Genomic DNA, 23340 nt, shown 5'->3' with positions numbered 1-23340 from the left:
CACTGCCGGGACCCCGCCGACGGGCTCACCGCACCCTGCCGGGACCCCGCCGGCGCACTCACCGCCGCACTGCCGGGTGGGCTCGGGTTCGTCCGCCACGGCGGCTACGCCGCTATCTTCCGGGCCTCCGCCACGGCCTCGGCCAACGTGTCCACCACCGGCACGCCCGCGTTCCGCAGACTGGCCCGGCTGTGCGACCCGCCGGTGTAGAGCACAGCCCGCGCCCCCACATGCAGCGCGGCGAGCGCGTCGTCCGCGGCGTCCCCGATCACCACCGTCCGCGCCGGCTCCACCAGCCCCATCAGCGCCTCCAGATGCCGCACCATGTGCTCGGCCTTGCTGCCACCGGACGGCCCGGTACGCCCGTCGACGCGTAGGAAGTGCGCCTCGATGCCGAAACCCCGGACCAGCGGCACCAGCTCCTCGTGCCCGTACATGCTCAGCAGCGACTGGCTGTGTCCCGCCGACCGCCACCCCGCGAGCAGCTCCTCCGCCCCCTCGGTGAGCCGGCACCGCACCCGGTGCTCGGAGTAGTGCCGGTGGAAGACCCCGTCCATCAGCTCCCACTCGGCGTCGGTCGGCAGCCGGCCGAGCAGCCGCTCGTAGAACTTCGGCACCGGCACGCAGTACAGCGAGCGGTACTGCTCCAGCGTGATCGGTGCGAGCCCCAGCTCGGCGAAGGCCGCGTTCGTCGCCCCGATGATGGCGTCATTGTCGTGGAACAGCGTCCCGTTCCAGTCCCAGACGATGTGCGCCCGTCCGTGCATCCCCATGTCCAAGACCGTACCCGCCCCCACCGACAATCAGAGCGCCGTCCCGGGCAGCCCGGGTCAGCCCCGACCGATCAGGTTCGGGATCTCCTGCGTGGCGAACCACAGCAGCTCGTGGTCGTCCGCCCCGTCGACGACGAACTGCGCGTCGTCGTCCCCGCCGTCCGCCGCGCCCAGCGCGTCCGCCGCCGCGGCCACGTCCGGCTCCGCGTCCTCGGCGTCGACGTGCACGGAGGCCGCCTTCGCGAGCGGCACCGACACCGACACGGTCACCATGCCGAGGGCGGACGGTTCCAGCCCGCGGTCCGGGTCGACGCTCGCGGCGCCGTCGGGCACGTCCACGGCGACCACGGTCCGGCGCCGTACCGCCTCCGGGTCCGCCGCCAGCAGCCGCAGCGAGGCCAGTGCGGCCCGGCCGAGCGCCGCGTACTCCAGCTCCTCGATGTCCTCGGAGAGGTACCACTCGCGCAGGGCGGGCGTGACGGCGTACGCGACGAACGGGCCGCTCCCCAGCTCACCCGTCCTGTGCGCCTCGGCGAGAGCGGGGAGGGTCAGGGGGACGTAGACGCGCATGCTGGCCGCTCTTTCCTGGTCAAAGGCTCCGCTGGGGCACCTGGGAGAACGGCTGTGGCGCGTCTCCCGGAGGGCCTTCAGGATACGTGCGCCCGTCCCCTTTCGGGTCCCTGCCCGCAGCCGCGGAGGCGTCCACTCCGGGCCCGCGATTCACCCTCTCCCGCCGCTTGCCCATGGGGCCGGGAGTCCCCCGCGTCCCACGGATAGGTGAACATCCCGCGCCCTGTGCCGCCCGCCGTGCCTTCCTTGCGAGTCCCTCCCGGGCCCCGTACAAGATCCCCACCAGCGAGTTACCGCCCGGTATCCCGGGCCCGCCGAACGGGGAGTCCCATGAACAAGGTCATGAGCCGCACCGCACAGCCCCGCCCGCGGCACCGCCCGCCGACCCGCCGGGACTCCCGGCGCCCCGGCGGCGCACCGCCCCGCACGCCCAGCCGGCCGGCGGCCACGCGCACCGAGAGGACCCTTACGGCGCCGGAGTCAGCCGTACGGCAGCCGCGCCCGACCGACCTCTTCGCGGACCGCCTGCTGGCCGTCCTGAGCGGTCAGCGGCCCGTCCACTGGATGCTCCGGCACACCGCGGGCCGCGCCTACGACGATCTGGCCCGGCTTGCCGAACTCAGCCCCCTGCGGACCCACGGCGCCGGTCCGGTCGTCCACGACATCGGCTACTACGTCCCCAGCGAAGGCGCCCTGGAGGTCTTCGCCCGCATCGCCGCCGGGGACCGGCTGCGGGCGATGGCCTTCCGCCTGGAACGGGGCAAGGACCTGCGCTGGCGCTGCACAGCGGTGGAGACGGGCACGGCGTGACACCGCGGGCCCTCCCCCCGTGCCGCCGTGACACCACGGACGGTCGTGCGGCTGCGGGTGCGTGGAAAGACGGCGTCGAGTTCGGCGAGCGGGTGGGCGAGGGAGAGCCCGATCACCCTGTTCCGCGTACCCCTGAGGAGCTGTCATGCCGGTGCGGGGCGGGGAGCCCGGTCACGCGATCGCCGTGCCCCTGAGGAGCTGTCATGCGGCTGCGAGGCGTGAGCCCCGATCGCGCGGTTGCCGCGGTCATGAGGAGCTGTCATGCGGCTGGGGCGCGGGGAGCCCGGTCACGCGATCGCCGTGCCCGGGTGGGCCGCCGTCCCGTCGGCTGCGGCCCACCGCACGGCAACGCAGCAGGGCCGGGCCCCGAAAGAGACCCGGCCCTGCTCAGAACTGGCTCTGGCGCCCTACTTCTTGCGGCGCCGCCCGCCCTTCGCCTGCCGGCGCCGCTCCGCCCGCGTCAGACCGTCCGACTCGGACCGCACCGGCTCCTCGTCCTCCAGGTCCCGCTCGACGATGCCGCCCTCACCGTCCACCGTCGGCGCGGAGAAATGCAGATCCCGGCGCTGCGGAACGTCCAGTCCCTTCGCGCGGATCTCCGGACGCGCGCCCGCCTGCGCCGGCACCGTGTCCTGCACGCCCTCGCCGACCGGCTGGGCCTCCTCGACCGGGACCTCCTCGACCTGCTGCTCGACCTGGACCTCCAGGTTGAACAGGTAGCCGACGGACTCCTCCTTGATGCCGTCCATCATCGCGGTGAACATGTCGAAGCCCTCGCGCTGGTACTCCACCAGCGGGTCCTTCTGCGCCATCGCGCGCAGACCGATGCCCTCCTGGAGGTAGTCCATCTCGTAGAGGTGCTCGCGCCACTTGCGGTCCAGGACCGACAGCACGACCCGGCGCTCCAGCTCACGCATGATCTCGGAGCCGAGCTGCGCCTCGCGGGCCTCGTACTGCTGCTGGATGTCCTCCTTGATGGACTCCGAGATGAACTCGGCGGTCAGACCGGCCCGGTCGCCGGCCGCGTCCTCCAGCTCCTCGATGGTGACCTTCACCGGGTAGAGCTGCTTGAAGGCGCCCCACAGCCGGTCCAGGTCCCAGTCCTCGGGGAAGCCCTCGGAGGTCTCCGCGTGGACGTACGCGTCGATCGTGTCGTTCATGAAGTGCTGCACCTGCTCGTGCAGGTCCTCGCCCTCCAGGACGCGGCGGCGCTCGCCGTAGATGACCTCGCGCTGCCGGTTGAGCACCTCGTCGTACTTCAGGACGTTCTTACGGGTCTCGAAGTTCTGCGTCTCCACCTGGCCCTGCGCGGACGCGATAGCGCGCGTGACCATCTTGTTCTCGATCGGCACGTCATCCGGCACGTTGGCCATGGACATCACGCGCTCGACCATCTGCGCCTTGAACAGTCGCATCAGGTCATCGCCGAGGGAGAGGTAGAAGCGGGACTCGCCCGGGTCACCCTGACGGCCGGAACGGCCGCGCAGCTGGTTGTCGATGCGCCGCGACTCGTGCCGCTCGGTACCGAGGACGTAGAGGCCGCCGAGGTCCTTGACCTCCTCGAACTCGGCCTTGACCGCCTGCTCGGCCTTCTCCAGGGCGGCGGGCAGGGCCTGCGCCCACTCCTCGATGTGCTCCTCCGGGTCGAGGCCCCGCTGACGCAGCTCCGCCTCGGCGAGGTCGTCGGGGTTGCCACCGAGCTTGATGTCCGTACCACGGCCGGCCATGTTGGTGGCCACGGTCACCGCGCCCTTGCGGCCGGCCTGCGCGACGATCGACGCCTCGCGCTCGTGGTGCTTGGCGTTCAGCACCTCGTGCTGGATGCCGCGCTTGCTGAGCTGCTGCGAGAGGTACTCCGACTTCTCGACGGAGGTCGTGCCGACGAGGATCGGCTGGCCCTTCTCGTGCTTCTCGGCGATGTCGTCGACGACCGCCTCGAACTTGGCCACCTCGGTGCGGTAGATCAGGTCCGACTGGTCGTTGCGGACCATCGGCCTGTTGGTCGGGATCGGGACCACGCCGAGCTTGTAGATCTGGTGGAACTCGGCGGCCTCGGTCATCGCCGTACCGGTCATGCCGGAGAGCTTGCCGTAGAGGCGGAAGAAGTTCTGCAGGGTGATGGTGGCGAGTGTCTGGTTCTCGTCCTTGATGTCCACCCCTTCCTTCGCCTCGATCGCCTGGTGCATGCCCTCGTTGTAGCGGCGGCCGGCGAGGATACGGCCGGTGTGCTCGTCGACGATCATGACCTCGCCGTCGATGACGACGTAGTCCTTGTCGCGCTTGAACAGCTCCTTGGCCTTGATCGCGTTGTTCAGGTAGCCCACGAGGGGGGTGTTCACCGACTCGTAGAGGTTGTCGATGCCCAGCCAGTCCTCGACCTTGCTGACGCCGGACTCGTGGATGGCGACCGTGCGCTTCTTCTCGTCGACGTCGTAGTCGCCGGTCTCCTCGAGGCCCTTGAGCGGGTTGCCTGCCTCGCCGCGCTTGAGGCGCGTGACCAGCTTGGCGAAGTCGCCGTACCACTTGGTGGCCTGGTCGGCCGGGCCGGAGATGATCAGCGGCGTACGGGCCTCGTCGATGAGGATGGAGTCGACCTCGTCGACGATGGCGAAGTTGTGGCCGCGCTGGACCAGCTCGTCCTTCGACCACGCCATGTTGTCGCGCAGGTAGTCGAAGCCGAACTCGTTGTTCGTGCCGTAGGTGATGTCGCACGCGTACTGCTCGCGGCGCTGGGCCGGGGTCATGCTGGCGAGGATGCAGCCGACGTCCAGGCCGAGGAACTTGTGGACGCGGCCCATCATCTCGGAGTCGCGCTCGGCCAGGTAGTCGTTGACCGTGACGATGTGGACGCCGTCGCCTGACAGGGCGTTCAGATACGCGGGCAGGGTGCCGACGAGGGTCTTGCCCTCACCGGTCTTCATCTCGGCCACGTAGCCGAGGTGGAGCGCGGCGCCGCCCATCAGCTGCACGTCGTAGTGACGCTGGCCGAGGACGCGCTTGGCAGCCTCGCGCACCGTGGCGAAGGCCTCAGGGAGCAGGTCGTCCAGGCTCTCACCGTCGGCGTACCGCTGCTTGTACTCATCGGTGAGGGCCCGCAGCTCGGCGTCGGAGAGGTCGACGAAGTCCTCTTCGATGGAGTTGACCTGGTCCGCGATGCGGTGCAGCTTGCGCAGGATCTTGCCTTCGCCTGCACGCATGATCTTCGAGAGGACGGACACGGGGGCTGGTCTCCTTGCCGGTCGGGCCTGGGACGGTCGGTTTTCCATGTGACGTACTGAGCAACGGCCATCGTATGCGAGGACCCGGCCACGCCGGGAGGGCCTGGCGACGCGACGGCTGCTTCACCGGGGACAACGGGCGCGGCGTGCGGATAGTGCCGCATCGGCGTGAGGAATTGAGCGAAATGTGATCACCCGCTCACGCACCGCGAAAAGGGTGGCTCAGGACGGGCGTCCCGAGCAGAATCGGGCGATGGAACCCGTCACGCTCACCACGGACCGCCTCCTGCTGCGCCCGGTCGGCCCCGACGACACCGACGCGGTCTACGAGGCCGTGCAGGACCCCGACATCCAGCGCTGGACGACGGTCCCCTCGCCCTATCTGCCCGAGCACGCGATCGGCTTCACGGAGCAGATCGTCCCCGAGGGCTGGTCGCAGGGGTCGATCTTCACCTTCGGCATCTTCGCGGGCGGGGAGCTGGCGGGCATGCTCGCCCTCTCCATGCGCTCGCTGGGCACGGCCGAGATCGGCTTCTGGGCGGCCAAGGAGCACCGCGGCCGCGGATACGTCGTGGAGGCCACGCTCACCGCCTGCCGGTGGATCTTCACCGAGGTCGGTGTCGACCGGGTCGAATGGCGGGCCGAGGTCGGCAACCACGCCTCCCGCGCGGTGGCCGAACGCGCGGGCTTCACCGTGGAGGGCACACTGCGCTCCGGCATCAACAACAAGGGGGTGCGCCGGGACTGCTGGGTCGGCTCCCTGCTCCCCTCGGACCTGGGCCTGCCGTCCACGGCCCCGTATCTGCCCGCGCGCGCCTGAACCCGAGGGAGAAGCCGAGGCGGAGAACCCGAGCCGGAGAAGCCGACGTCCCTCCGGTGATCGCGTGGCTCGTCCCCGCGAACGCGCAGCTCGTCGCGGGCTGTCAGTGGCACCCTCTATCGTCCGAGGCATGACGACCCTTCCGCGCCCCATAACCACCCTCACCGCGGACGACGCCCGCCGGATCGTGCTGCGGGCCCAGGGCCTGCTCGGCGCGCCCGACCGGCGCGCGGGGGTCCGGGGGGTGTTGCGCCACCTCGGGGCGGTCCAGCTCGACACGATCTCGGTCCTCGCCCGCTCCCACGAGCTCGTGCCGTACGCCAGGCTGGGCGCGGTCGGCCGCAAGGCCGTGCAGGCCGCGTACTGGACGGACACGCACGCCTTCGAGTACTGGTCGCACGCGGCCTGCATCCTGCCCATCGAGGAGTGGCCGCACTTCGCCTTCCGCCGCCGCGCCTACCGCGACCGCCCGCACTGGCACCACGAACTCCCCGAGGGCGCCTACGACCAGGTCATCAAGCAGCTGCGCGCGGAGGGTCCGCTGACCGCCACGGAACTGGGCGGCGCGAAGAAGACGAACGACTGGTGGGACTGGTCGGGCACCAAGGTCGCCGTGGAGCGGGCGCTGATGTACGGCGAGGTGGTGTGCGTGGAGCGGCGCGGCTGGAAGCGGGTGTACGACCTCGCCGAGCGTGCCGTCCCGGCCGCGCTGCTGCACGACGAGCTGGACGACACCGAGTGCCTGCGCCGTCTGGTCCGGCTGGCGGGCGAGTCGCTCGGCGTCGGCACGCGGGCGGACATCGCCGACTACCACCGTCTCAGGGGCGAGCAGGTCGAGGCGGTGATCGCGGACTCGGGCCTGGTGCCGGTCGAGGTCGAGGGCTGGGCCAAGCCGGCCTGGGCCGACCCGGTCGCCCTGGCGGCGCCGCCGCGCGGCCGGCACCGCACCACGCTGCTGTCGCCGTTCGACTCCCTGATCTGGGAGCGGGCGCGCACGGAGCGGATCTTCGGCTTCACCCACCGGCTGGAGGCGTACGTCCCCAAGCCCAAGCGGGTCTACGGCTACTTCGCGATGCCGGTGCTCGCCGGCGGCCGGCTGGTCGGGCGGGTTGACCCGGCGCGCGAGGGCCGCACGCTGGTGGCCAAGCAGGTCACCCTGGACGGCCCGAAGGCGGTCCCCGCGGTCGCCCAGGCCCTGGTCGAGGCGGCTGCGTGGGTCGACTGCACGAACGTCCGCGTCGAGCGCGCGGACGCACCCGAGCTGCGCGAGCCCCTCACCAGGGAACTCGCCGGTCTCCTCGGATAGGCCGCGCCGCGAGCTAGCGGATCTCCAGGATCTTCTCCCGCATCGCGTAGACCACGGCCTCCATCCGGGAGTGCAGCTGCAGTTTCTCCAGGATGTTGCGGACGTGGTTCTTCACGGTGTTCTCGGAGATGAACAGTTCCTTGGCGATGTCCCGGTTGTTCATGCCCGTGGCGACGAGTTTGAGGACCTCCAGCTCCCGGTCGGTCAGCCGGGGCGCGGGCACCAGCCGGCGCTCGTCGGTGCGCTGGATCATCGACTTGAACTCGGTGAGGAGTTTCGACGCCATCGACGGGCTGATCTGCGACTGTCCGTCGGCCACCGCGCGAATGGCGGTGGCCACCTCGTCGGTCGAGATCTCCTTGAGGAGATAGCCGGTCGCGCCCGCCTTGATCGCGTCGTAGAGGTCGGCCTCCTCGTCGCTGATCGTCAGCATGATGATCTTCGCGCTGGGGGCGACCTCCTTGATGGAGGTGCACGCCTCGATCCCGCCGCGCTTGGGCATGCGGACGTCCATCAGCACGATGTCGGGCAGCAGGTCGGCGGCCTTGTCGACGGCCTCGGCGCCGTCGCCCGCCTCCCCGACGACCTGGATGTCCTCCTCGGCCGCGAGCACGATCTCCAGGCCGCGCCGGAAGAGGGCGTGGTCGTCCACGACCAGGACTCTGATCGGCTCCTTGCGTGGAGTGCCCAGGTCCGGGCCCATGCCGATGACATCGTCGCCGGCGCCCCCGTCCCGCATCGGTCCGAAGGTGTCCGCCATCGTTCCTCCCCCTGAAGGCTGTGGCCTGTAGTCCTGTGCCATCGCCAACCCAAGGCAGCGGCCCACCGGTTGGGCCGGTGCGGCCATGATTCCATGCCTGAGCGACACCGAGGTGACCTGCGGGGCGCGAAGTGGTCGCACACCGGTGCCCCTGGGGGCGCACGCGCGCTCCAGGGGCACCGGCTCAGCTTCTGCCGGGCGGGTCAGCCGCCCAGCGTGCCACCCGCCGCGGGGGCCTGCGCCTCGGTGACCATCGGGTCCGTGCTGAGGTGGATCACGCCGTAGTCGTAAGCGTGTCGCCGGTAGACGACGCTCGGCTCCTTCGTCTCGGAGTCGACGAACAAGTAGAAGTCATGACCGACCAGTTCCATCTCGTAGAGGGCCTGGTCGAGGCTCATCGGAGCGGCGACGTGGGTCTTCTCGCGGACGACGAGGGGGCCTTCGCCCTGGACCTCGAGCGAGCCGATCTTCTTGGTCGGCACTCCGTCCGTCTCCTCCTCGTGGACGGGGAGGCCGTTGCCGTTGAGCGTCGCCGCGTCCGGGACGTGGTCGGCGACCTCCGCCGCCGGGATCCGGCGGGCGCCTCGCCGCGAGAACCGCTTGTCGTGCTGCTTGCGCAGCCGGGCATCCAGCTTCTCCGCCGCGAGGTCGAGTGCGGCGTACGGGTCGCTGGCCGCTGCCTCCGCCCGGATCACCGGACCGCGGGAGCGGAGCGTGATCTCCACTCGGTCACAGCGGTCGGCCTGTCGCGGGTTCGGTTCCTTGGACACCTCGACGTCGAGGCTGATCACCTTGGCATCGAGCCTCTGGATCTTCTCCAGCTTCAGCTTCTCGGCCACGTGCTTGCGGAACCGCTCGGGCACCTCGGTCTTGCGGCCTTTGACGACGATGTCCACGCAGAACTCCGTTCCCGGATCACTCCGCCGCATCGGCGGAGCATCTCCCTTTCGCACCAGGTCCGGTGATCACCGGACCTCGGACTCGGTGACTTCCACCTCCTCCTCCCCCATGGGCGAGATCTCCACCCCACCGGTGCGGGTGATTGCGGAATACCCGCGGCACGGCATTCGGATAGGCGAGGTGTGGCCTGCGCCTTTCCTCACAACCGAACATATCTCGCCCGGACGGATGTCGTCACCCTCTACTGCGGCGTACCTCCGTTCAGGTGAATTGGCCCTCTCGCTACCTGCAACGACGCAGGTCGGCGGTCAGTTCCTGTTTATTTCGAAAGAATCGCGCGGAGCGGCGATCACGGCGGCATGGAGCATCCGTTCGGGGGTGTTCGCCGCTCCCTTTTCCGGTGCACTGTGCATCCACTCCCTCCCCGCCGGCCGTGGGCCGATCCGTCGTTCCTCCCTACCTTCCCGGGTTATCGCCCGATACACGACCGTCCTGTCATCACGACGGGACACCGTCGCTTCCCGCAGGGCCCGCGCCGCCTCCGCGAGACTGGCCCCCGTCGTCATGAGGTCGTCGACGAGCACCGCGCGGCCCGTACCGAGCAGCCGGCCGGCTCCCGTGGTCACCTCCAGCGCCCCGGCGATGTTCTCCAGGCGCTGCCGCGCGTCGAGCCTCGCCTGGTCCGCCACGGCCCGTCGCTGACGCAGCACGGCCGCCACCCGGGCCGGTGTGCCGGTGCGCCGCAGTTCCCCGGCCGCCGCGAGCGCCATCCGCCGCACCGGATCGTGCCCACGCGCCCGTACGGCCCACCGGGCGGAGGGCACGGGAACCAGCAGCACGGGTCCCCGCCACGACCACCCCACCGCCCCGACACCGAGACCGTGCCCGGTCCCGGGGCCGACACCTGGGCCGACACCGGGACCGTGACCGGCACCGGGGCCGACGCCGATTCCGGCACCACCGCCTTCGCCGAGGCCCGCCCGCACGGCCCCCGCCAGCGCCGTGCCCAGCGGTCCCGCGAGTGCCAGCGCGCCCCGCTCCTTGTGGGCGAGCAGCAGCGCACGCACCTCAGCCGCGTACGGAGCCACCGCGTGCACCACCGGCAACCCGGCCGGCTCCGGCTCCGGCCGCGCCCGCCGCGGCACGCTCCCGTCCAGCGTGGCCCGGCACCGCGCGCAGAGGGCCGTACGAGGTGCGCCGCAGCCCGCGCAGTCGGTCGGAAGCACCAGGTCGGTGAGGTCCTGCCACCACCCCCGCATGACCACCACTGTGCCAACGCCGCCGCCGACCGGCCACCCCTGTGGACAACGGCCTGTGGAAAACCCGAAGCACCACGCACAGCGCGCCACACACCCCGGATAAGGCACCACAACTACCAGCGAGGCGCTCCGAGTACGGGCGGGAGCGGCGACAGCACGGGGGGCGGGGGGAGCGGCGACAGCACGGGGGGGGCGGGGGCGAGCGGCGACAGCACGGCAGGAGCGGCCACAACACGGGCGCGAGGGGTCGCGGCACGGGGCGCGGGCGGTCGCCGCACGGGCCGCGTACGGTCGCCGCACGGGCCGCGGGCGGCCATCCCGTCGGAAGGGGCCTGACGGCCCGTCCGCCCCCCGTCCGCCCCCGGTCTGCCCCCCGTCAGCCCGGATAGACCGGCGCCGTGCCGTCCTTGTCGACCTTCTGCCACTGCGCCCCGGACGGCAGCCGGACGACCCCGTCCTCCGAATAGGCCACCAGCGGCACCCGCTCGTCCTCGGACGCGGCGATCGCCTTGACGCTGGTCAGCGCGCCCGGTGCCGGGCCGTCCAACGTGGATCCGTCGACCTGGACGTACCGCATCTGCTGCACGCCCCCCTGCTCCTGGCCGACGACGAGCAGCCTGCTGTCCCCGGCCCAGGAGATGGCGCTGACCTTCTCCAGGTCCGGTGTCGCCGACCGAAGTCCGTCCACCGAGATGCCCTGCCCGGTCCCGTCGTCGCGCTGGATCCGGCCGATGAACAGGGACTGCTTGCCGTCCTTCTCGACGACCAGCGCGATCCGCGCCCCGTCGGCGGCCACTCGCGCGTCCTTGATCTGGCCGGACAGGTCCGGGACGGCGACCCGCTCCGGTTTGGCGACGCCCTGTTCCAGGACGAACAGGCGGGTCCGGTGCGGGTCGCTGTCGGCCACCCACAGGTCGCCGCGGGCGTCCCAGCTCGGGGTGGCCAGCCGGCCGGCGGGGGTCGCACCGGCGCTGGTCACCAGCGGCTCGTCGAAGGAACCACCCGCCGCCAGCGAGGTCACGTACAGCGATCTGCCCTCGTCACCGACCCCGGCCGCGGTGTGCTCGTCCCGCGACACCGCCACCGACCGCAGTCCCTTGCCGCCCTCGCCCAGCGGGCCGGGCACCGGAACCGAGCCGGTGCCGGTGCTCGCGGTCGGCACCCGCACCACCCGGCGTTTGCCGTCGATGAAGTACACGTACTCGGGATGCTTGGACGACCCGTGCCATGCCTCGGACTCGGCTCGTTCGTCGGTCAGTTCGCACAGCCGGTCGTCGCCGGTGCCGCGCAGCTCGACGGACTCCAGTGTCGGCGCCAGGTTCCGCAGGGTGAACAGCACCTGTGTCGCCATCTCGGTGCACTTGCCCGCAGCGACATGGGACGCCTTGAGGTTCAGCGGAACGGTCAGCTTGTTCTGGTCGTCCGGAGCCAGCCCGGACACGCCCTGCTGCAGCGCCGTACCGGTCGGGAAACTGGACCTGACCACCGGCCCGAGCCAGGCGGTGGGCCCCTTCAGCAGCGAACGGACCATCTGGGTCATCGCGTCCACCTTGCCGCGCACGAACACCGGGTCGGCGACCGCCACCGGCTGCCCGCTCGCCCCGACGGACGTGTTGGAGGCGAAGTAGTACTTGTCGACGGACGTGTAGTTCCGCTGGAAGTCCGACTTGCCCATGACGACGCCGTCGGGCAGTCCGTCGATGCGCCACTGCCCGCTCTTGGCGTCCTTCGTCAGGTGCAGCTTCTCGCGGTAGGAGCCGCCCGCGGGCTGGTATGCCTGCTGCGCGTCGACGCTGGCGACCCGGCTGCCGGCCAGTACACAGGTGACGCTGTTGGTCTCCTCCCGGCCGCCCGGGCCGCAGTCGGTCTCGATGCTCGGCCCGTTCGCGAGGACGGTGGTCGAGCGCTCCGGCCGCCAGGCGTGCGCCGCGTCGGTGGTGAGGTACTTGCGAGCCGTGTCGTACTGCGGGTCGTCGCTGGTCAGCGCCTCGAGGAAGCCCTGCATGATCTCGCCCGGACCGGCACCGTCGGCCGGCGGCATGGCGAACACGCGGACCCCGGTGTCCTGCCGCGGCGTGGACTCCACATCCCGCAGGTCCCCACTGTCGGGCATCGAGGCGCACCCGGCCAGCAGTACGAAGCCCAAGGCGGCGTACGCCACCGCGCGCCCCGGCCGCCGCCGTGCGCCCCCCGTGCGGTCAGCGGCCACGAAATGCCTCCCCTGGCTCGGTCGAGTCCTTCGGCGTGCCGGCCTCCGGCCGTTCCTCACTCGTCTCGGGCGCCGGACGTCCGGCCGGCCCGTCGCCCGGACGCGGTGTCCCGCCGGCGGGGCGGGACACCACGCGGGCGCCGTTTCCGTTGCCGGGCAGGGCGGTCGGGTCGGCGGCGGGGGTCGCGGCGGACCGCCGGGGCGCGATCTGCGCCCGCGGCGGCAGCGCGGACGTCTGAGCGCCGGCGTGCTGCACCGGAACGGTCGCCCGCTTCTCCTCGCCGCCGCGCGGCAGTCCGGCGTCGTCCAGGCCGCGGTTGCGCCGCGAGTCCTTGGGCTCCAGCGGTATGGGCGAGCCCCGCAGCGGCTCGTCGGCGGTCCTGGGCAGCGTCAGCCGGAACTGGGAGCCGCCGCCCGGCTCACCCCACGCCTGCAGCCAGCCGCCGTGCAGCCGGGCGTCCTCCAGGGCGATCGACAGCCCCAGACCCGTACCTCCCGTGGTACGCGCGCGTGCCGGGTCGGCCCGCCAGAAGCGGCTGAAGACCCGCGTCGCCTCACCCGGCTTCAGGCCGACGCCGTAGTCCCGCACCGCGACGGCCACGGCCCCGCCCGCAGCGGCGAGCTTGACGACGACGTCCTTGCCGTCGCCGTGCTCGACGGCGTTGACGACGAGGTTGCGCAGTACCCGCTCCACACGCCGGGCGTCCGCCTCGGCGACGACCGGCTGCTGGTCGCCGATCACGCGTATGTGCGTGCCCTTGCGTTCGGCGAGCGGCTCGGCGCCGCTCACCACCCGCCGGACGACCTCCCTGAGGTCTATCGGCTCGGCCTCCAGCGCCGCGGCGCCGGCGTCGAAGCGGCTGATCTCCAGCAGGTCCGCGAGCAGCGACTCGAACCGGTCCAGCTGATCGGCGAGCAGCTCCGCCGACCGCGCGGTCACCGGGTCGAAGTCCTCGCGCGCCTCGTGGATGACGTCGGCGGCCATCCGGACGGTGGTCAGCGGGGTGCGCAGTTCGTGCGAGACGTCGGAGACGAACCGCCGCTGCATCCGCGACAGGTCCTCCATCTGCTGGATCTTGACCTGCAGGTTCTGCGCCATCTTGTTGAATGCCTCGCCCAGGCGCGCGATGTCGTCCTCGCCGGTGACCTTCATCCGCTCCTGCAGCCGCCCGGCGGACAGCCGCTCCGCGATCCCGGCCGCCATCCGCACCGGCGTGACGACCTGCCGCACCACCAGCCAGGCGATGGCGCCGAGCAGGACCACGACGAACAGCCCGGCGGTGGCGAGAGTGCCCTTGACCAGGCTCAGGGACTTCTCCTCCTGCGTGAGCGGGAAGAGGTAGTACAGCTCGTACGGGCGGCCGTTGGGGTCGTTGACCTGCTTGCCGATGGCCAGGCCCGGCTGCGATTCCTTGCCGCCGAAGTAGCTGATCCGCGTGTTGCTCTGCACGGCCGTCGTACCGCTGTTGACCCGCTCGCGCAGGTCGGCGGGCACGCTGGAGGTCGGGTTGACGTTCCCGGAGCCGCGGGGGCTGCGTCCGCCGCCGCTGTCGTCGCCCACGGGCAGCGTCACCACGTCGAAGGCGCCCGCGCCGCCACTGGACAACGACTCCACGAGGTCGCTCATCCACTGGATGACGTTCTGCGACTGCCGCCCGTCCGCGGTCGTCGCCGTGCCGTCACCGGTGGCGGCGCCGGTCCCGGAGGCCGCCTCGTCGGCCCTCTGCTTGGCCACCGCGAACCCGCCGGTGGCCTGGCTCTGCGACGCCTTCACCTTCGCGTCCAGCAGGCCGTTGCGCACCTGCCCGATCACGACGAAGCCCAGCAGCAGAACGACACCCAGCGACATCAGCAGCGTGGTGGCCACGACCCTGAGCTGGATGTTGCGCCGCCACAGCCGCATCACCGGCAGCAGCGGACGGCGCACCCAGCGCAGGAACAGCCGCAGGACCGGACTGCCCTGGACCCCGCCTCGCAGCAGGCCGCCCTCGAACAGTCTCCTCAAGCGTGTTCCCGCCGCCCGGCCGACAGGCCGCCCCGGCCGGGTCCCGGGCCCGCCGGGAGCCGAAGCGGCGCTGTCCCCGGACATGTCAGCTCGGCCCGGCCTTGTAACCGACACCACGGACGGTCACCACGATCTCCGGCCGCTCCGGGTCCTTCTCGACCTTGGAGCGCAGCCGCTGGACGTGCACGTTGACGAGGCGCGTGTCGGCCGCGTGCCGGTAGCCCCACACCTGCTCCAGCAGCACCTCGCGCGTGAACACCTGCCATGGCTTGCGCGCCAGAGCGACCAGCAGGTCGAACTCCAGCGGCGTCAGCGCGATCGACTGGCCGTCCCGCTTCACCGAGTGCCCGGCGACGTCGATGACCAGGTCACCGATGGTGAGCTGCTCCGGCGCCGGCTCCTCCGACCTGCGCAGCCGCGCCCGGATCCGGGCCACCAGCTCCTTCGGCTTGAACGGCTTGACGATGTAGTCATCGGCACCCGACTCCAGGCCCACGACGACATCGACGGTGTCGCTCTTGGCCGTGAGCATCACGATCGGCACCCCGGACTCCGCCCGGATCAGCCGGCAGACCTCGATGCCGTCCCGCCCGGGCAGCATCAGGTCGAGCAGCACCAGATCGGGCTTGCTCTCACGGAAAGCGGCCAGCGCCTTGTCGCCGTCGGCTACGAAAGACGGCTCAAAACCTTCACCACGCAGCACGATGCCGAGCATCTCGGCCAGTGCGGTGTCGTCGTCGACGACAAGGACTCGTCCCTTCATAAACGACATCATCCCATTCTCGTAACGACGACAGAGGCGCAGGTGAGCAGGCTCACTGGCCTGTGACGATAGTCGTACGGGGCCGTCACTGTCTGCCCCGGTCCCCCGGCCTTGATCCAGTGAGGGCTCCCGACCGGCCCGACGGCGCCCCGGCCGGTCCGCATCTGAGTAGCCGTGCTCATGGTGCGGGCGCCCGCCAGCACAGCATGCTGGACGGCATTCGGGCCGTTCGCCCGCGGAGGGGAACGGTGGTGAGCATGGAACGCGGGAGCGGGCCGTCGACCGGCCGGCAGGTCAGGGTCAGCCTGGCCCTGGCCGTCATCGACCTGATGGTCATCGCCTGGCTGGTGTTCGGCTACGGCATGCAGACCTGGGCCGACGGCTACGACAGCGGGAATCCGCCCAGTGCGCCCGAGGTGGCGCTGCACGGAATGTGGCTCCTGGCCTGCGGCGCGGTCGTCACGGGCGGCGGTCTCCTCGCCCTGCGCCGGCGCATCGCGGGCATCGTGCAACTGGTCGTCCTGGGCGCCGGAGCCGGGCTCCTCGCCATTTCCGCGGCCGGCCGTTAGGACACGCCCGCCGGGTGCCGCGACGTCAGCCGCAGAGGGTCACCGGCGGCCCCTCCCCCGGCCCGTCACCGCAGGGAGAGAGGCCGCTCGCTCCGGCCGAACCCGAACCCGACACGCCCCGTTCGCTCCGGCCGAACCCGAACCCGACACGCCCCGTTCGCTCCGGCCGAACCCGAACCCGACACGCCCCGCTCGCTCCGGCCGAACCCGACACCGCCCCGTCAGGTGATCGTCACCTCACGCGACCTGGCACACAGCTCCGCGAGAGCCTCCGCCGTCACGGGCGAAACGACTCCCTCCTCGGTGACGATGGCCGTCACCAGCTCGGGCGGCGTCACATCGAACGCCGGGTTGTACGCCTGGGTCCCCAGCGGCGCCACCGCCAGCCCGCCAGCCCCGGCCCCCGGCCCATGGGGTGCCAGGAGCTCGGTCACCTCGGAACCGGGGCGCTGCTCGACCTCTATGGACGCCCCGTCGGGGGTGTCCGGGTCGACCGTCGTCACCGGCGCCACCACGATGAACGGCACATGGTGGTACCGGGCGAGCACGGCGAGCGGATAGCTCCCCACCTTGTTCGCCACCGAACCGTCCGCAGCGATCCGGTCCGCCCCGATCAGCACCGCGTCCACCTCACCCGCCGCGAACAGCGAACCGGCCGCGTTGTCGGTGAGCAGCGTGTACGCCATCCCGGTGCGGGCCGCCTCGTACGCCGTCAGACGAGCGCCTTGGAGCAGCGGACGCGTCTCGTCCACCCACAGCCGCCGCAGCCGACCCACCCGGTGCGCGGCGAGCGCCACCGCGAAGGCCGTGCCCTCCCCGCCCGAGACCAGCGATCCGGAGTTGCAGTGGGTGAGGACCCGGTGCCCACCGCCGGGCAGCAGCTCGTCCAGCAGCGCCAGGCCGTGGGCCGCCATCCGCGTACTGGCCTCGGCGTCCTCCCGGTGCAGCGCCCGCGCCGCGGCCAGCGCCGCCACCGCGGCGGCGGTCGGGTCACCGGTCCTGACCAGCTCCGCCTGGTGCGCGGACTCGGCGCGGCGCACCCCGACGGACAGGTTCACCGCGGTGGGCCTGGCCCCTTCGAGCGCCCGCGCCGCCTCGGCCACCTCGAAGCCCCGGGCGGCGGCGAGCGCGACGCCGTACGCTCCGGCGATCCCGAGCAGCGGCGCCCCGCGCACGGCGAGCGAACCGATCGCATCCACCAGCGCCGACGCGTCCGTGCACACCAACTCGACCTCTTCGGCCGGGAGTCTCGTCTGATCGAGAAGGACCAGCACGGGACCTTCTGGTGGTTCCTCCCATCTGATCACCGGTATCTCGGTCGGCCGCTTTTCCCCACCGGTTCGCGCCTGCTGATCAGCCATGCCGTCAGTCTGCCCCGGATCCGGCGGACAATTGAAGGCGTCGGGTCCCCACTGCTGCCGGTACCCCGGTGACCAGCCCATGGCACGATGGCTGCCAACCTGCCGCCGCGACCGCGGACGGGCACCGAGAAGGAGCTTCGATGACAGACACTCCGGGCTGGGCCTCGCCCGGATCCTCCCCGTCGTCCGAGGGGCGGGAACCGGGTGCGTCCGGCCCCGCCGAGCCCGCCGGCCGCCCCGGCCCCGTCGAGCCCACGCCGCAACCGGGCGCGGACCCGCAGGGCGCAGGCACGAAGTGGTCCAAGGAGCAGCCGCCACCCGGCCAGTGGCCGGCACCCACCGGTGCCCCCAGCCCCGAGCAGGCCCCACCGCCCCCACCGCCCGGCCCGGGCTGGGGCGGCCGACCTCCCGGCGGTCCGGGCCCCGGCGGATACGGCGGCGGATACGGCGGCCCGCCCGCCGGTCACGGCGGTTACCCGGCGTGGGGCGGCGGCTGGGGCGGCCCGCCGCCCGCCGCCAAACCCGGTGTCATCCCCCTGCGGCCGCTCGGCGTCGGCGAAATCCTGGACGGCGCCGTCTCCACCATGCGCACCTACTGGCGTTCGGTCCTCGGCATCTCGCTGGCGGTCGCCCTGGTCACCGAGATCAGCCTGGTCCTGCTGCAGGGCCTCGTCCTCAACGACGCCCTCGGCAGCACCTCTCTCGACAGCCGGACCGCCACCCCCGACGAGGCGTTCCGCGCCCTGCGCGACACCATGATCGGCACCGGGCTCGTGACGGTGATCTCCGCAGCCGCCATCATCGTCACCACCGCCCTGATCACGACCATCACCAGCCGTGCCGTGCTCGGCAGGCCGGTCAGCACCGGGGAAGCCTGGCGTGAAGCCCGCCCGCAGCTCCCGAAGCTGTGCGGTCTGCTCATCCTGCTCGGGCTGCTCATCGTCGGGGTGATCGCCGCCGGGGCGCTGCCCGGCCTCCTGATCCTGCTCGGCGGTGACAACGACGGCGGCGGCGCCGCGCTGTTCGCCCTGGGCATCCTCGCCGCCACCGTCGTCGCGGTGTGGCTGGGAGTCCGCTACTACCTGGCCGCGCCCGCCCTGATGCTGGAACGGCAGGGCATCGGGAGGTCCATGAGCCGCTCCGCCAAGCTGGTGCGCGGCTCCTGGTGGCGCATCTTCGGCATTCAGCTGCTCGCCGCGCTCATCACGGGCATCGTCTCGGCGATCGTCACCATCCCCTTCGCCGTCATCGGCGCCGCCGTGAGCGGCGACGGCATGGCCGACTTCCTCGCCACCAACAGCGGACACGTCGGCTGGACGTTCCTGATCATCCGGGGGATCGGCTCCGTGGTCGGCACCACGCTGACCCTTCCGATCAGCGCCGGCGTGACGGTGCTCCTCTACATCGACCAGCGCATCCGCCGCGAGGCCCTCGACCTCGAACTGGCCCGCGCGGCCGGCGTCCAGGGCTACGGCACCGGCGCTCCCGGTGCCGTCCCCGGGAGCTGATGCGGTGAGCCTCACGGGGGGAGTTCTCACGGCTGCGGCCCCCTCGGGCGCTGCCGCCGCGGTCGTACGCAGGCTGTCGCGGGCGACGGGCCGGCCCGTCCTGGTGACCGGCGGCTCGGGCGACGAGCCGCCGGTGACCATCCCCCGCGATCCCGCACGGGACGCGGCCCGGCGCGAGCTGTCCAAGCGGATGTACCACGAGAACGACCCCAGCCTCCTCCAGCGCGGCCTGAACGCGTTCTGGGACTGGATCGACCGGCTGTTCGGCACGGCCGCCTCGGCCACCCCCGGCGGCACGGCCGGCCTGGTCGTCGTGATCCTCTTCGTCGTCGCCGTCCTGGCCGCCCTCTGGTGGCGCCTCGGCACCCCCGGCCGCCGGCCCCCCTCCGCCGCGGCCCTGTTCGACGAGCGGCCCCGCAGCGCCGCGGAACACCGCGCGGCCAGCGAGGCACACGCGGCCCAGGGCCACTGGAACCAGGCCGTCCAAGAGCGCATGCGCGCCATCGTCCGCTCGCTGGAGGAACGCGCCCTGCTCGACACACGCCCCGGCCGCACCGCCGACGAAGCGGCCGCCGAAGCCGGCCGTGTCCTTCCCGCGCACTCGGACCGACTGCGCGCCGCGGCCCGTGAGTTCGACGACGTCACGTACGGCGGACGCAGGGTGGGTGAGCAGTCGTACCACCGCTTCGCCGAACTCGACCGCGACCTGGAACGCACCAGGCCGGTCCTCGCCGACAGCACCGCCGGCACGCCCCGGAGCACCCGCCGGAGGGCCGCCGAGTGACCACCGAGGCCGCTCCCACGACCACCGAGGCCACGCCCACGACCACCTCCACCGCGCTCACCGGCCGCCAAGTGTGGACCCGGGCGCGAGGCATCACCCTCGCCGTCGTCCTGATCCTGGCCGCGGCCGTCGCCATGGCCGCCGTACGCTCCACCGCCCGCCACGGCGAACTGGACCCGCGCTCCGCCGACCCCTACGGAAGCCGCGCCGTCGCCGAACTCCTCGGCGAGCGGGGTGTCTCCACACGCGTGGTCACCACACTCGGCGGGGCACGCGCCGCCGCCGGCCCGGACACCACCCTGCTGGTCGCCGTACCCGACCTGCTGACTCATCGTCAACAGACCCGGCTGCACGCGGCGACCGCGGCGTCCGGTGGGCGCACCGTCCTGGTCGCATCCGGCAGCTGGTCCGTCGAACGGCTCGCCCCCGGGGTCACCGCGGACCCCGCCACCAGCGACAACTCCACGCTGGCCCCCAACTGCACCCTGCCCGAAGCCCGGCGTGCGGGCACCGCCGACACCGGCGGAATCCGCTACACCACCACCCACCTCGGCGCCGACTCCTGCTACCCCAGCGAGCGCCTCGCCACCCTGCTGCGTATCCCCGCGGTCTCCGGGGGCGGCGACACCGTCGTGCTCGGCGCGCCCGACATCCTCTACAACGACCGCCTCGACGAGCAGGGCAACGCCTCCCTCGCCCTTCAACTCCTCGGCTCCCGCCCCCATCTGGTCTGGTACCTCCCCTCACTCTCGGACGCCTCCGCCGCCGGAACCGACGAGCAGAGGAGCCTCTTGGACCTGCTCCCCTCGGGATGGCTCTGGGCCACCCTGCAGCTCTTCATCGCGGCGGCCCTCGCCGCCTTCTGGCGGGCACGCCGCTTCGGCCCCCTTGTGGCCGAGAAACTCCCCGTCGCGATCCGCGCCTCCGAGACCACCGAAGGCCGCGCCCGCCTCTATCGCAAGGCCAACGCCCGCGACCGCGCAGCCGCCGCTCTCCGCGCCGCCACCCGCACCCGCCTCGCCCCCCTCGTCGGCGTCCCCCTCGCCCAGGCACACACCCCCGAGGCCATGCTCCCGGCCCTGTCCGCCCGCCTCGCGAGTGACGGGCAGACCCTGCACTCCCTCCTCTTCGGACCGCCGCCCGGCGACGACGCGGCCCTCATCGCACTCACCGACCAACTCGACGCCCTCGAAAGAGAGGTACGCCGTTCATGATGGACCCGACCACTGACAACGCCGGGCAGAGCGAGGACGCGGGCACCGCCCGGGCCTCCCTGGAAGCCCTGCGCGCCGAGATCGCCAAAGCCGTGGTCGGCCAGGACCCCGCCGTGACCGGACTCGTCGTCGCCCTTCTCTGCCGCGGTCACGTACTCCTTGAAGGAGTCCCTGGAGTCGCCAAAACGTTGCTCGTCCGCGCCCTCGCATCCACGCTCGAACTCGACACCAAGCGTGTCCAGTTCACCCCGGACCTGATGCCGAGCGACATCACCGGCTCCCTCGTCTACGACACCCGCACCGCCGAGTTCTCCTTCCAGCCCGGCCCGGTCTTCACCAACCTCCTCCTCGCGGACGAAATCAACCGCACCCCTCCCAAGACCCAGTCGTCGCTCCTGGAGGCCATGGAGGAACGCCAGGTCACGGTCGACGGCACGCCACGCCCGCTCCCCGAACCCTTCCTGGTCGCCGCGACCCAGAACCCGGTCGAGTACGAAGGCACCTACCCCCTCCCCGAAGCGCAACTGGACCGTTTCCTCCTCAAACTGACGATCCCTCTGCCCTCACGACAGGACGAGATCGACGTCCTCACCCGGCACGCCTCGGGCTTCGACCCACGCGACCTGCGCGCCGCCGGCGTTCGCCCGGTCGCCGGGCCCGCCGATCTGGCGGCGGCCCGTGCCGCGGTCGCCCGGACGACCGTGTCACCCGAGATCACCGCCTACGTCGTCGACATCTGCCGCGCCACCCGCGAGTCGCCCTCCCTCACCCTGGGCGTCTCCCCGCGCGGGGCCACCGCCCTGCTCGCCACGGCACGCGCCTGGGCCTGGCTGACGGGCCGCGACTACGTCATCCCCGACGATGTGAAGGCCCTGGCCCTGCCCACGCTGCGGCATCGCGTCCAGCTGCGCCCCGAGGCCGAGATGGAGGGCGTGACCGCCGATTCGGTCATCAACGCCGTCCTCGCCCACGTTCCGGTCCCGCGCTGATGGCGCTCACCGGTCGCGCCGCCCTCCTCGCTGCCCTCGGCTCGATCCCCGCCGGCCTCCTGGAGCCGGGCTGGACGGGCCTCCTGGCGGTCAACGGCCCCCTGGCCCTGGCCTGCGCCTGCGACTACGCGCTGGCCGCGCCGGTACGCCGTCTGCTGCTGACCCGCTCCGGCGACACCTCCGTCCGTCTCGGTGACACCGCGGACGTCACCCTGACGATCACGAATCCGTCCCGCCGCCTCCTGCGGGCCCAGCTGCGTGACGCCTGGCCGCCCAGCAGCTGGCGGACGGGCACCGAGATCGAGGCGTCCCGGCACCGGGTCACCGTCCCCCCCGGTGAACGCCGACGCGTGACGACACGACTGCGCCCCACGCGCCGTGGCGACCACCAGGCCGACCGCGTCACCATCCGCTCCTACGGCCCCCTCGGCCTGTTCGCCCGCCAGGGCGCCCACAGGGTGCCCTGGACGGTACGCGTCCTGCCCCCGTTCACCAGCCGCAAGCACCTTCCGTCGAAGCTCGCCCGATTGCGCGAGCTCGACGGCCGCACCAGTGTGCTGACCCGTGGCGAGGGAACGGAATTCGACAGCCTGCGCGACTACGTCCCCGGAGACGACACCCGCTCGATCGACTGGCGGGCCACGGCCCGGCAGTCCGCCGTAGCCGTGCGCACCTGGCGTCCCGAACGCGACCGGCACATCCTGCTGGTCCTGGACACCGGCCGTACGTCGGCCGGCCGAGTCGGCGACGCCCCACGCCTGGACGCCTCCATGGACGCGGCCCTGCTGCTGGCGGCCCTCGCGTCCCGCGCCGGCGACCGCGTGGCCCTGCTCGCCTACGACCGCCGGGTGCGCGCCCTGGTCCAGGGCCGCTCGGCGCACGACGTCCTGCCTTCCTTGGTCAACGCGATGGCCGCGCTTGAACCCGAACTCGTCGAGACCGACGCTCGTGGGCTCAGCGCCACCGCTCTGCGCACCGCGCCTCGGCGTTCCCTGATCGTGCTTCTCACGACGCTGGACGCGGCACCGGTGGAACAGGGCCTGCTTCCCGTCCTTCCACAGCTCACTCAGCGCCACACTGTTCTGATCGCCTCGGTGGCGGATCCGCACATTGCCCGTATGGCTGAGGCCCGGGGCGACGCGGGGGCCGTGTACGAGGCGGCGGCAGCGGCTCAGGCGCAGAACGAGCGTCGGCGTACCGCGGAGCAGCTTCGTCGTCATGGGGTGACGGTGGTGGACGCGGCTCCGGAGGATCTGGCGCCGGCGCTTGCGGACGCCTATCTGACCCTGAAAGCAGCGGGCCGGCTCTGAGCAATTGCCAGTTCGATCCGCCCCTGTCCCGTCGGGGCTGTCGAGACGGAGAAGGAAAAGGGCCAGTAACGCAGAAAACCCCCGCATCGGCCCGATGCGGGGGTTTTCTCAAAAATTGTTCGGCGGCGTCCTACTCTCCCACAGGGTCCCCCCTGCAGTACCATCGGCGCTGTGAGGCTTAGCTTCCGGGTTCGGAATGTAACCGGGCGTTT

The 23340-nt window shown here is 72.0% G+C and carries 19 protein-coding genes and 1 rRNA gene; 9 read left to right on the top strand and 11 right to left on the bottom strand.

The features are described from left to right. Window positions 1–104 precede the first annotated feature (104 nt). A complete protein-coding gene (locus ACIGYR_RS07445) occupies window positions 105–773 on the bottom strand; it encodes an HAD family hydrolase (RefSeq protein WP_391844976.1) in 669 nt (222 codons plus the stop codon). Window positions 774–830: 57 nt separating this feature from the next. Next, window positions 831–1343, bottom strand: coding sequence for a DUF6912 family protein (locus ACIGYR_RS07440; RefSeq protein WP_399596463.1), 513 nt, complete (start codon window positions 1341–1343; stop codon window positions 831–833). A gap of 330 nt (window positions 1344–1673) precedes the next feature. Here ACIGYR_RS07440 and ACIGYR_RS07435 point away from each other — a divergent pair, with 330 nt between their 5' ends. Beyond that, the gene (locus ACIGYR_RS07435; RefSeq protein ID WP_399596465.1) at window positions 1674–2153 is read left to right on the top strand and encodes an Rv3235 family protein; all 480 of its coding nucleotides are present in this window, start codon (window positions 1674–1676) and stop codon (window positions 2151–2153) included. Between the two features lie 407 nt (window positions 2154–2560). Here ACIGYR_RS07435 and secA read toward each other — a convergent pair whose 3' ends face one another. After that, window positions 2561–5371, bottom strand: a complete 2811-nt coding sequence (gene secA, locus ACIGYR_RS07430) for a preprotein translocase subunit SecA (protein WP_391844972.1) — start codon at window positions 5369–5371, stop codon at window positions 2561–2563. Window positions 5372–5624: 253 nt separating this feature from the next. Between secA and ACIGYR_RS07425 the strand changes: the two genes are divergently transcribed. Both ACIGYR_RS07425 and ACIGYR_RS07420 read left to right on the top strand, forming a co-directional pair. Beyond that, on the top strand, window positions 5625–6191 hold the full coding sequence (locus ACIGYR_RS07425) for a GNAT family N-acetyltransferase (RefSeq protein WP_399596467.1): 567 nt from the start codon (window positions 5625–5627) through the stop codon (window positions 6189–6191). Between the two features lie 130 nt (window positions 6192–6321). Beyond that, window positions 6322–7497, top strand: coding sequence for a winged helix-turn-helix domain-containing protein (locus ACIGYR_RS07420; protein WP_399596468.1), 1176 nt, complete (start codon window positions 6322–6324; stop codon window positions 7495–7497). 13 nt (window positions 7498–7510) lie between these two features. Here ACIGYR_RS07420 and ACIGYR_RS07415 read toward each other — a convergent pair whose 3' ends face one another. The 6 genes from ACIGYR_RS07415 to mtrA all read right to left on the bottom strand — a co-directional run bounded on the left by ACIGYR_RS07415 (window position 7511) and on the right by mtrA (window position 15405). Further along, window positions 7511–8257, bottom strand: coding sequence for a response regulator (locus tag ACIGYR_RS07415; RefSeq protein ID WP_391844966.1), 747 nt, complete (start codon window positions 8255–8257; stop codon window positions 7511–7513). Window positions 8258–8460: 203 nt separating this feature from the next. After that, a complete protein-coding gene (hpf, locus tag ACIGYR_RS07410; protein WP_399596469.1) occupies window positions 8461–9153 on the bottom strand; it encodes a ribosome hibernation-promoting factor, HPF/YfiA family in 693 nt (230 codons plus the stop codon). A 312-nt stretch (window positions 9154–9465) separates the two neighbouring features. Then, window positions 9466–10416: a ComF family protein gene (locus ACIGYR_RS07405; RefSeq protein ID WP_399596471.1), complete on the bottom strand. Its 951-nt coding sequence runs from the start codon at window positions 10414–10416 to the stop codon at window positions 9466–9468. A gap of 376 nt (window positions 10417–10792) precedes the next feature. Next, window positions 10793–12625 carry an LpqB family beta-propeller domain-containing protein gene (locus ACIGYR_RS07400; RefSeq protein ID WP_399596472.1) on the bottom strand — a complete coding sequence of 611 codons (1833 nt, stop codon included), beginning with the start codon at window positions 12623–12625 and terminating at the stop codon, window positions 10793–10795. Continuing rightward, on the bottom strand, window positions 12615–14714 hold the full coding sequence (gene mtrB / locus ACIGYR_RS07395; protein WP_399596474.1) for an MtrAB system histidine kinase MtrB: 2100 nt from the start codon (window positions 14712–14714) through the stop codon (window positions 12615–12617). Before mtrB ends, ACIGYR_RS07400 begins: the two co-directional genes overlap by 11 nt. A gap of 1 nt (window position 14715) precedes the next feature. Further along, complete coding sequence (mtrA, locus tag ACIGYR_RS07390; protein ID WP_187279108.1) at window positions 14716–15405, bottom strand: two-component system response regulator MtrA; 690 nt, start codon at window positions 15403–15405, stop codon at window positions 14716–14718. A 245-nt stretch (window positions 15406–15650) separates the two neighbouring features. Here mtrA and ACIGYR_RS07385 point away from each other — a divergent pair, with 245 nt between their 5' ends. Continuing rightward, window positions 15651–15962, top strand: a complete 312-nt coding sequence (locus tag ACIGYR_RS07385) for a hypothetical protein (RefSeq protein WP_399596476.1) — start codon at window positions 15651–15653, stop codon at window positions 15960–15962. Between the two features lie 221 nt (window positions 15963–16183). Here the strand turns inward: ACIGYR_RS07385 and mtnA are convergent, their stop codons facing one another. Further along, window positions 16184–17323, bottom strand: coding sequence for an S-methyl-5-thioribose-1-phosphate isomerase (mtnA, locus tag ACIGYR_RS07380; RefSeq protein WP_399596477.1), 1140 nt, complete (start codon window positions 17321–17323; stop codon window positions 16184–16186). Window positions 17324–17463: 140 nt separating this feature from the next. On the opposite strand from mtnA, the gene ACIGYR_RS07375 reads away from it, so the two are divergent. Genes ACIGYR_RS07375 through ACIGYR_RS07355 form a run of 5 tightly spaced genes read left to right on the top strand, consistent with a single transcriptional unit; the run spans window position 17464 to window position 23128 of the window. Further along, a complete protein-coding gene (locus tag ACIGYR_RS07375) occupies window positions 17464–18831 on the top strand; it encodes a glycerophosphoryl diester phosphodiesterase membrane domain-containing protein (RefSeq protein WP_399596479.1) in 1368 nt (455 codons plus the stop codon). Window positions 18832–18835: 4 nt separating this feature from the next. Further along, a complete protein-coding gene (locus ACIGYR_RS07370) occupies window positions 18836–19615 on the top strand; it encodes a DUF4129 domain-containing protein (RefSeq protein ID WP_399596481.1) in 780 nt (259 codons plus the stop codon). Then, window positions 19612–20829: a DUF4350 domain-containing protein gene (locus ACIGYR_RS07365; protein WP_399596483.1), complete on the top strand. Its 1218-nt coding sequence runs from the start codon at window positions 19612–19614 to the stop codon at window positions 20827–20829. Before ACIGYR_RS07370 ends, ACIGYR_RS07365 begins: the two co-directional genes overlap by 4 nt. Then, the gene (locus ACIGYR_RS07360; RefSeq protein ID WP_399596484.1) at window positions 20829–21818 is read left to right on the top strand and encodes an AAA family ATPase; all 990 of its coding nucleotides are present in this window, start codon (window positions 20829–20831) and stop codon (window positions 21816–21818) included. The genes ACIGYR_RS07365 and ACIGYR_RS07360 overlap by 1 nt, the downstream gene beginning before the upstream one ends. Further along, complete coding sequence (locus ACIGYR_RS07355) at window positions 21818–23128, top strand: DUF58 domain-containing protein (protein ID WP_399596485.1); 1311 nt, start codon at window positions 21818–21820, stop codon at window positions 23126–23128. The genes ACIGYR_RS07360 and ACIGYR_RS07355 overlap by 1 nt, the downstream gene beginning before the upstream one ends. 117 nt (window positions 23129–23245) lie before the next feature. On the opposite strand, the gene rrf is transcribed toward ACIGYR_RS07355, so the two are convergent. Beyond that, window positions 23246–23340, bottom strand: a 5S ribosomal RNA gene (gene rrf / locus ACIGYR_RS07350); the annotation flags it as partial.

Source organism: Streptomyces sp. NPDC053076 (assembly GCF_044546845.1).
Taxonomy (GTDB): domain Bacteria; phylum Actinomycetota; class Actinomycetes; order Streptomycetales; family Streptomycetaceae; genus Streptomyces.
The sequence above is the reverse complement of the archived record's forward strand: the minus strand, read 5'-3'. Positions and strand labels throughout refer to the sequence as shown.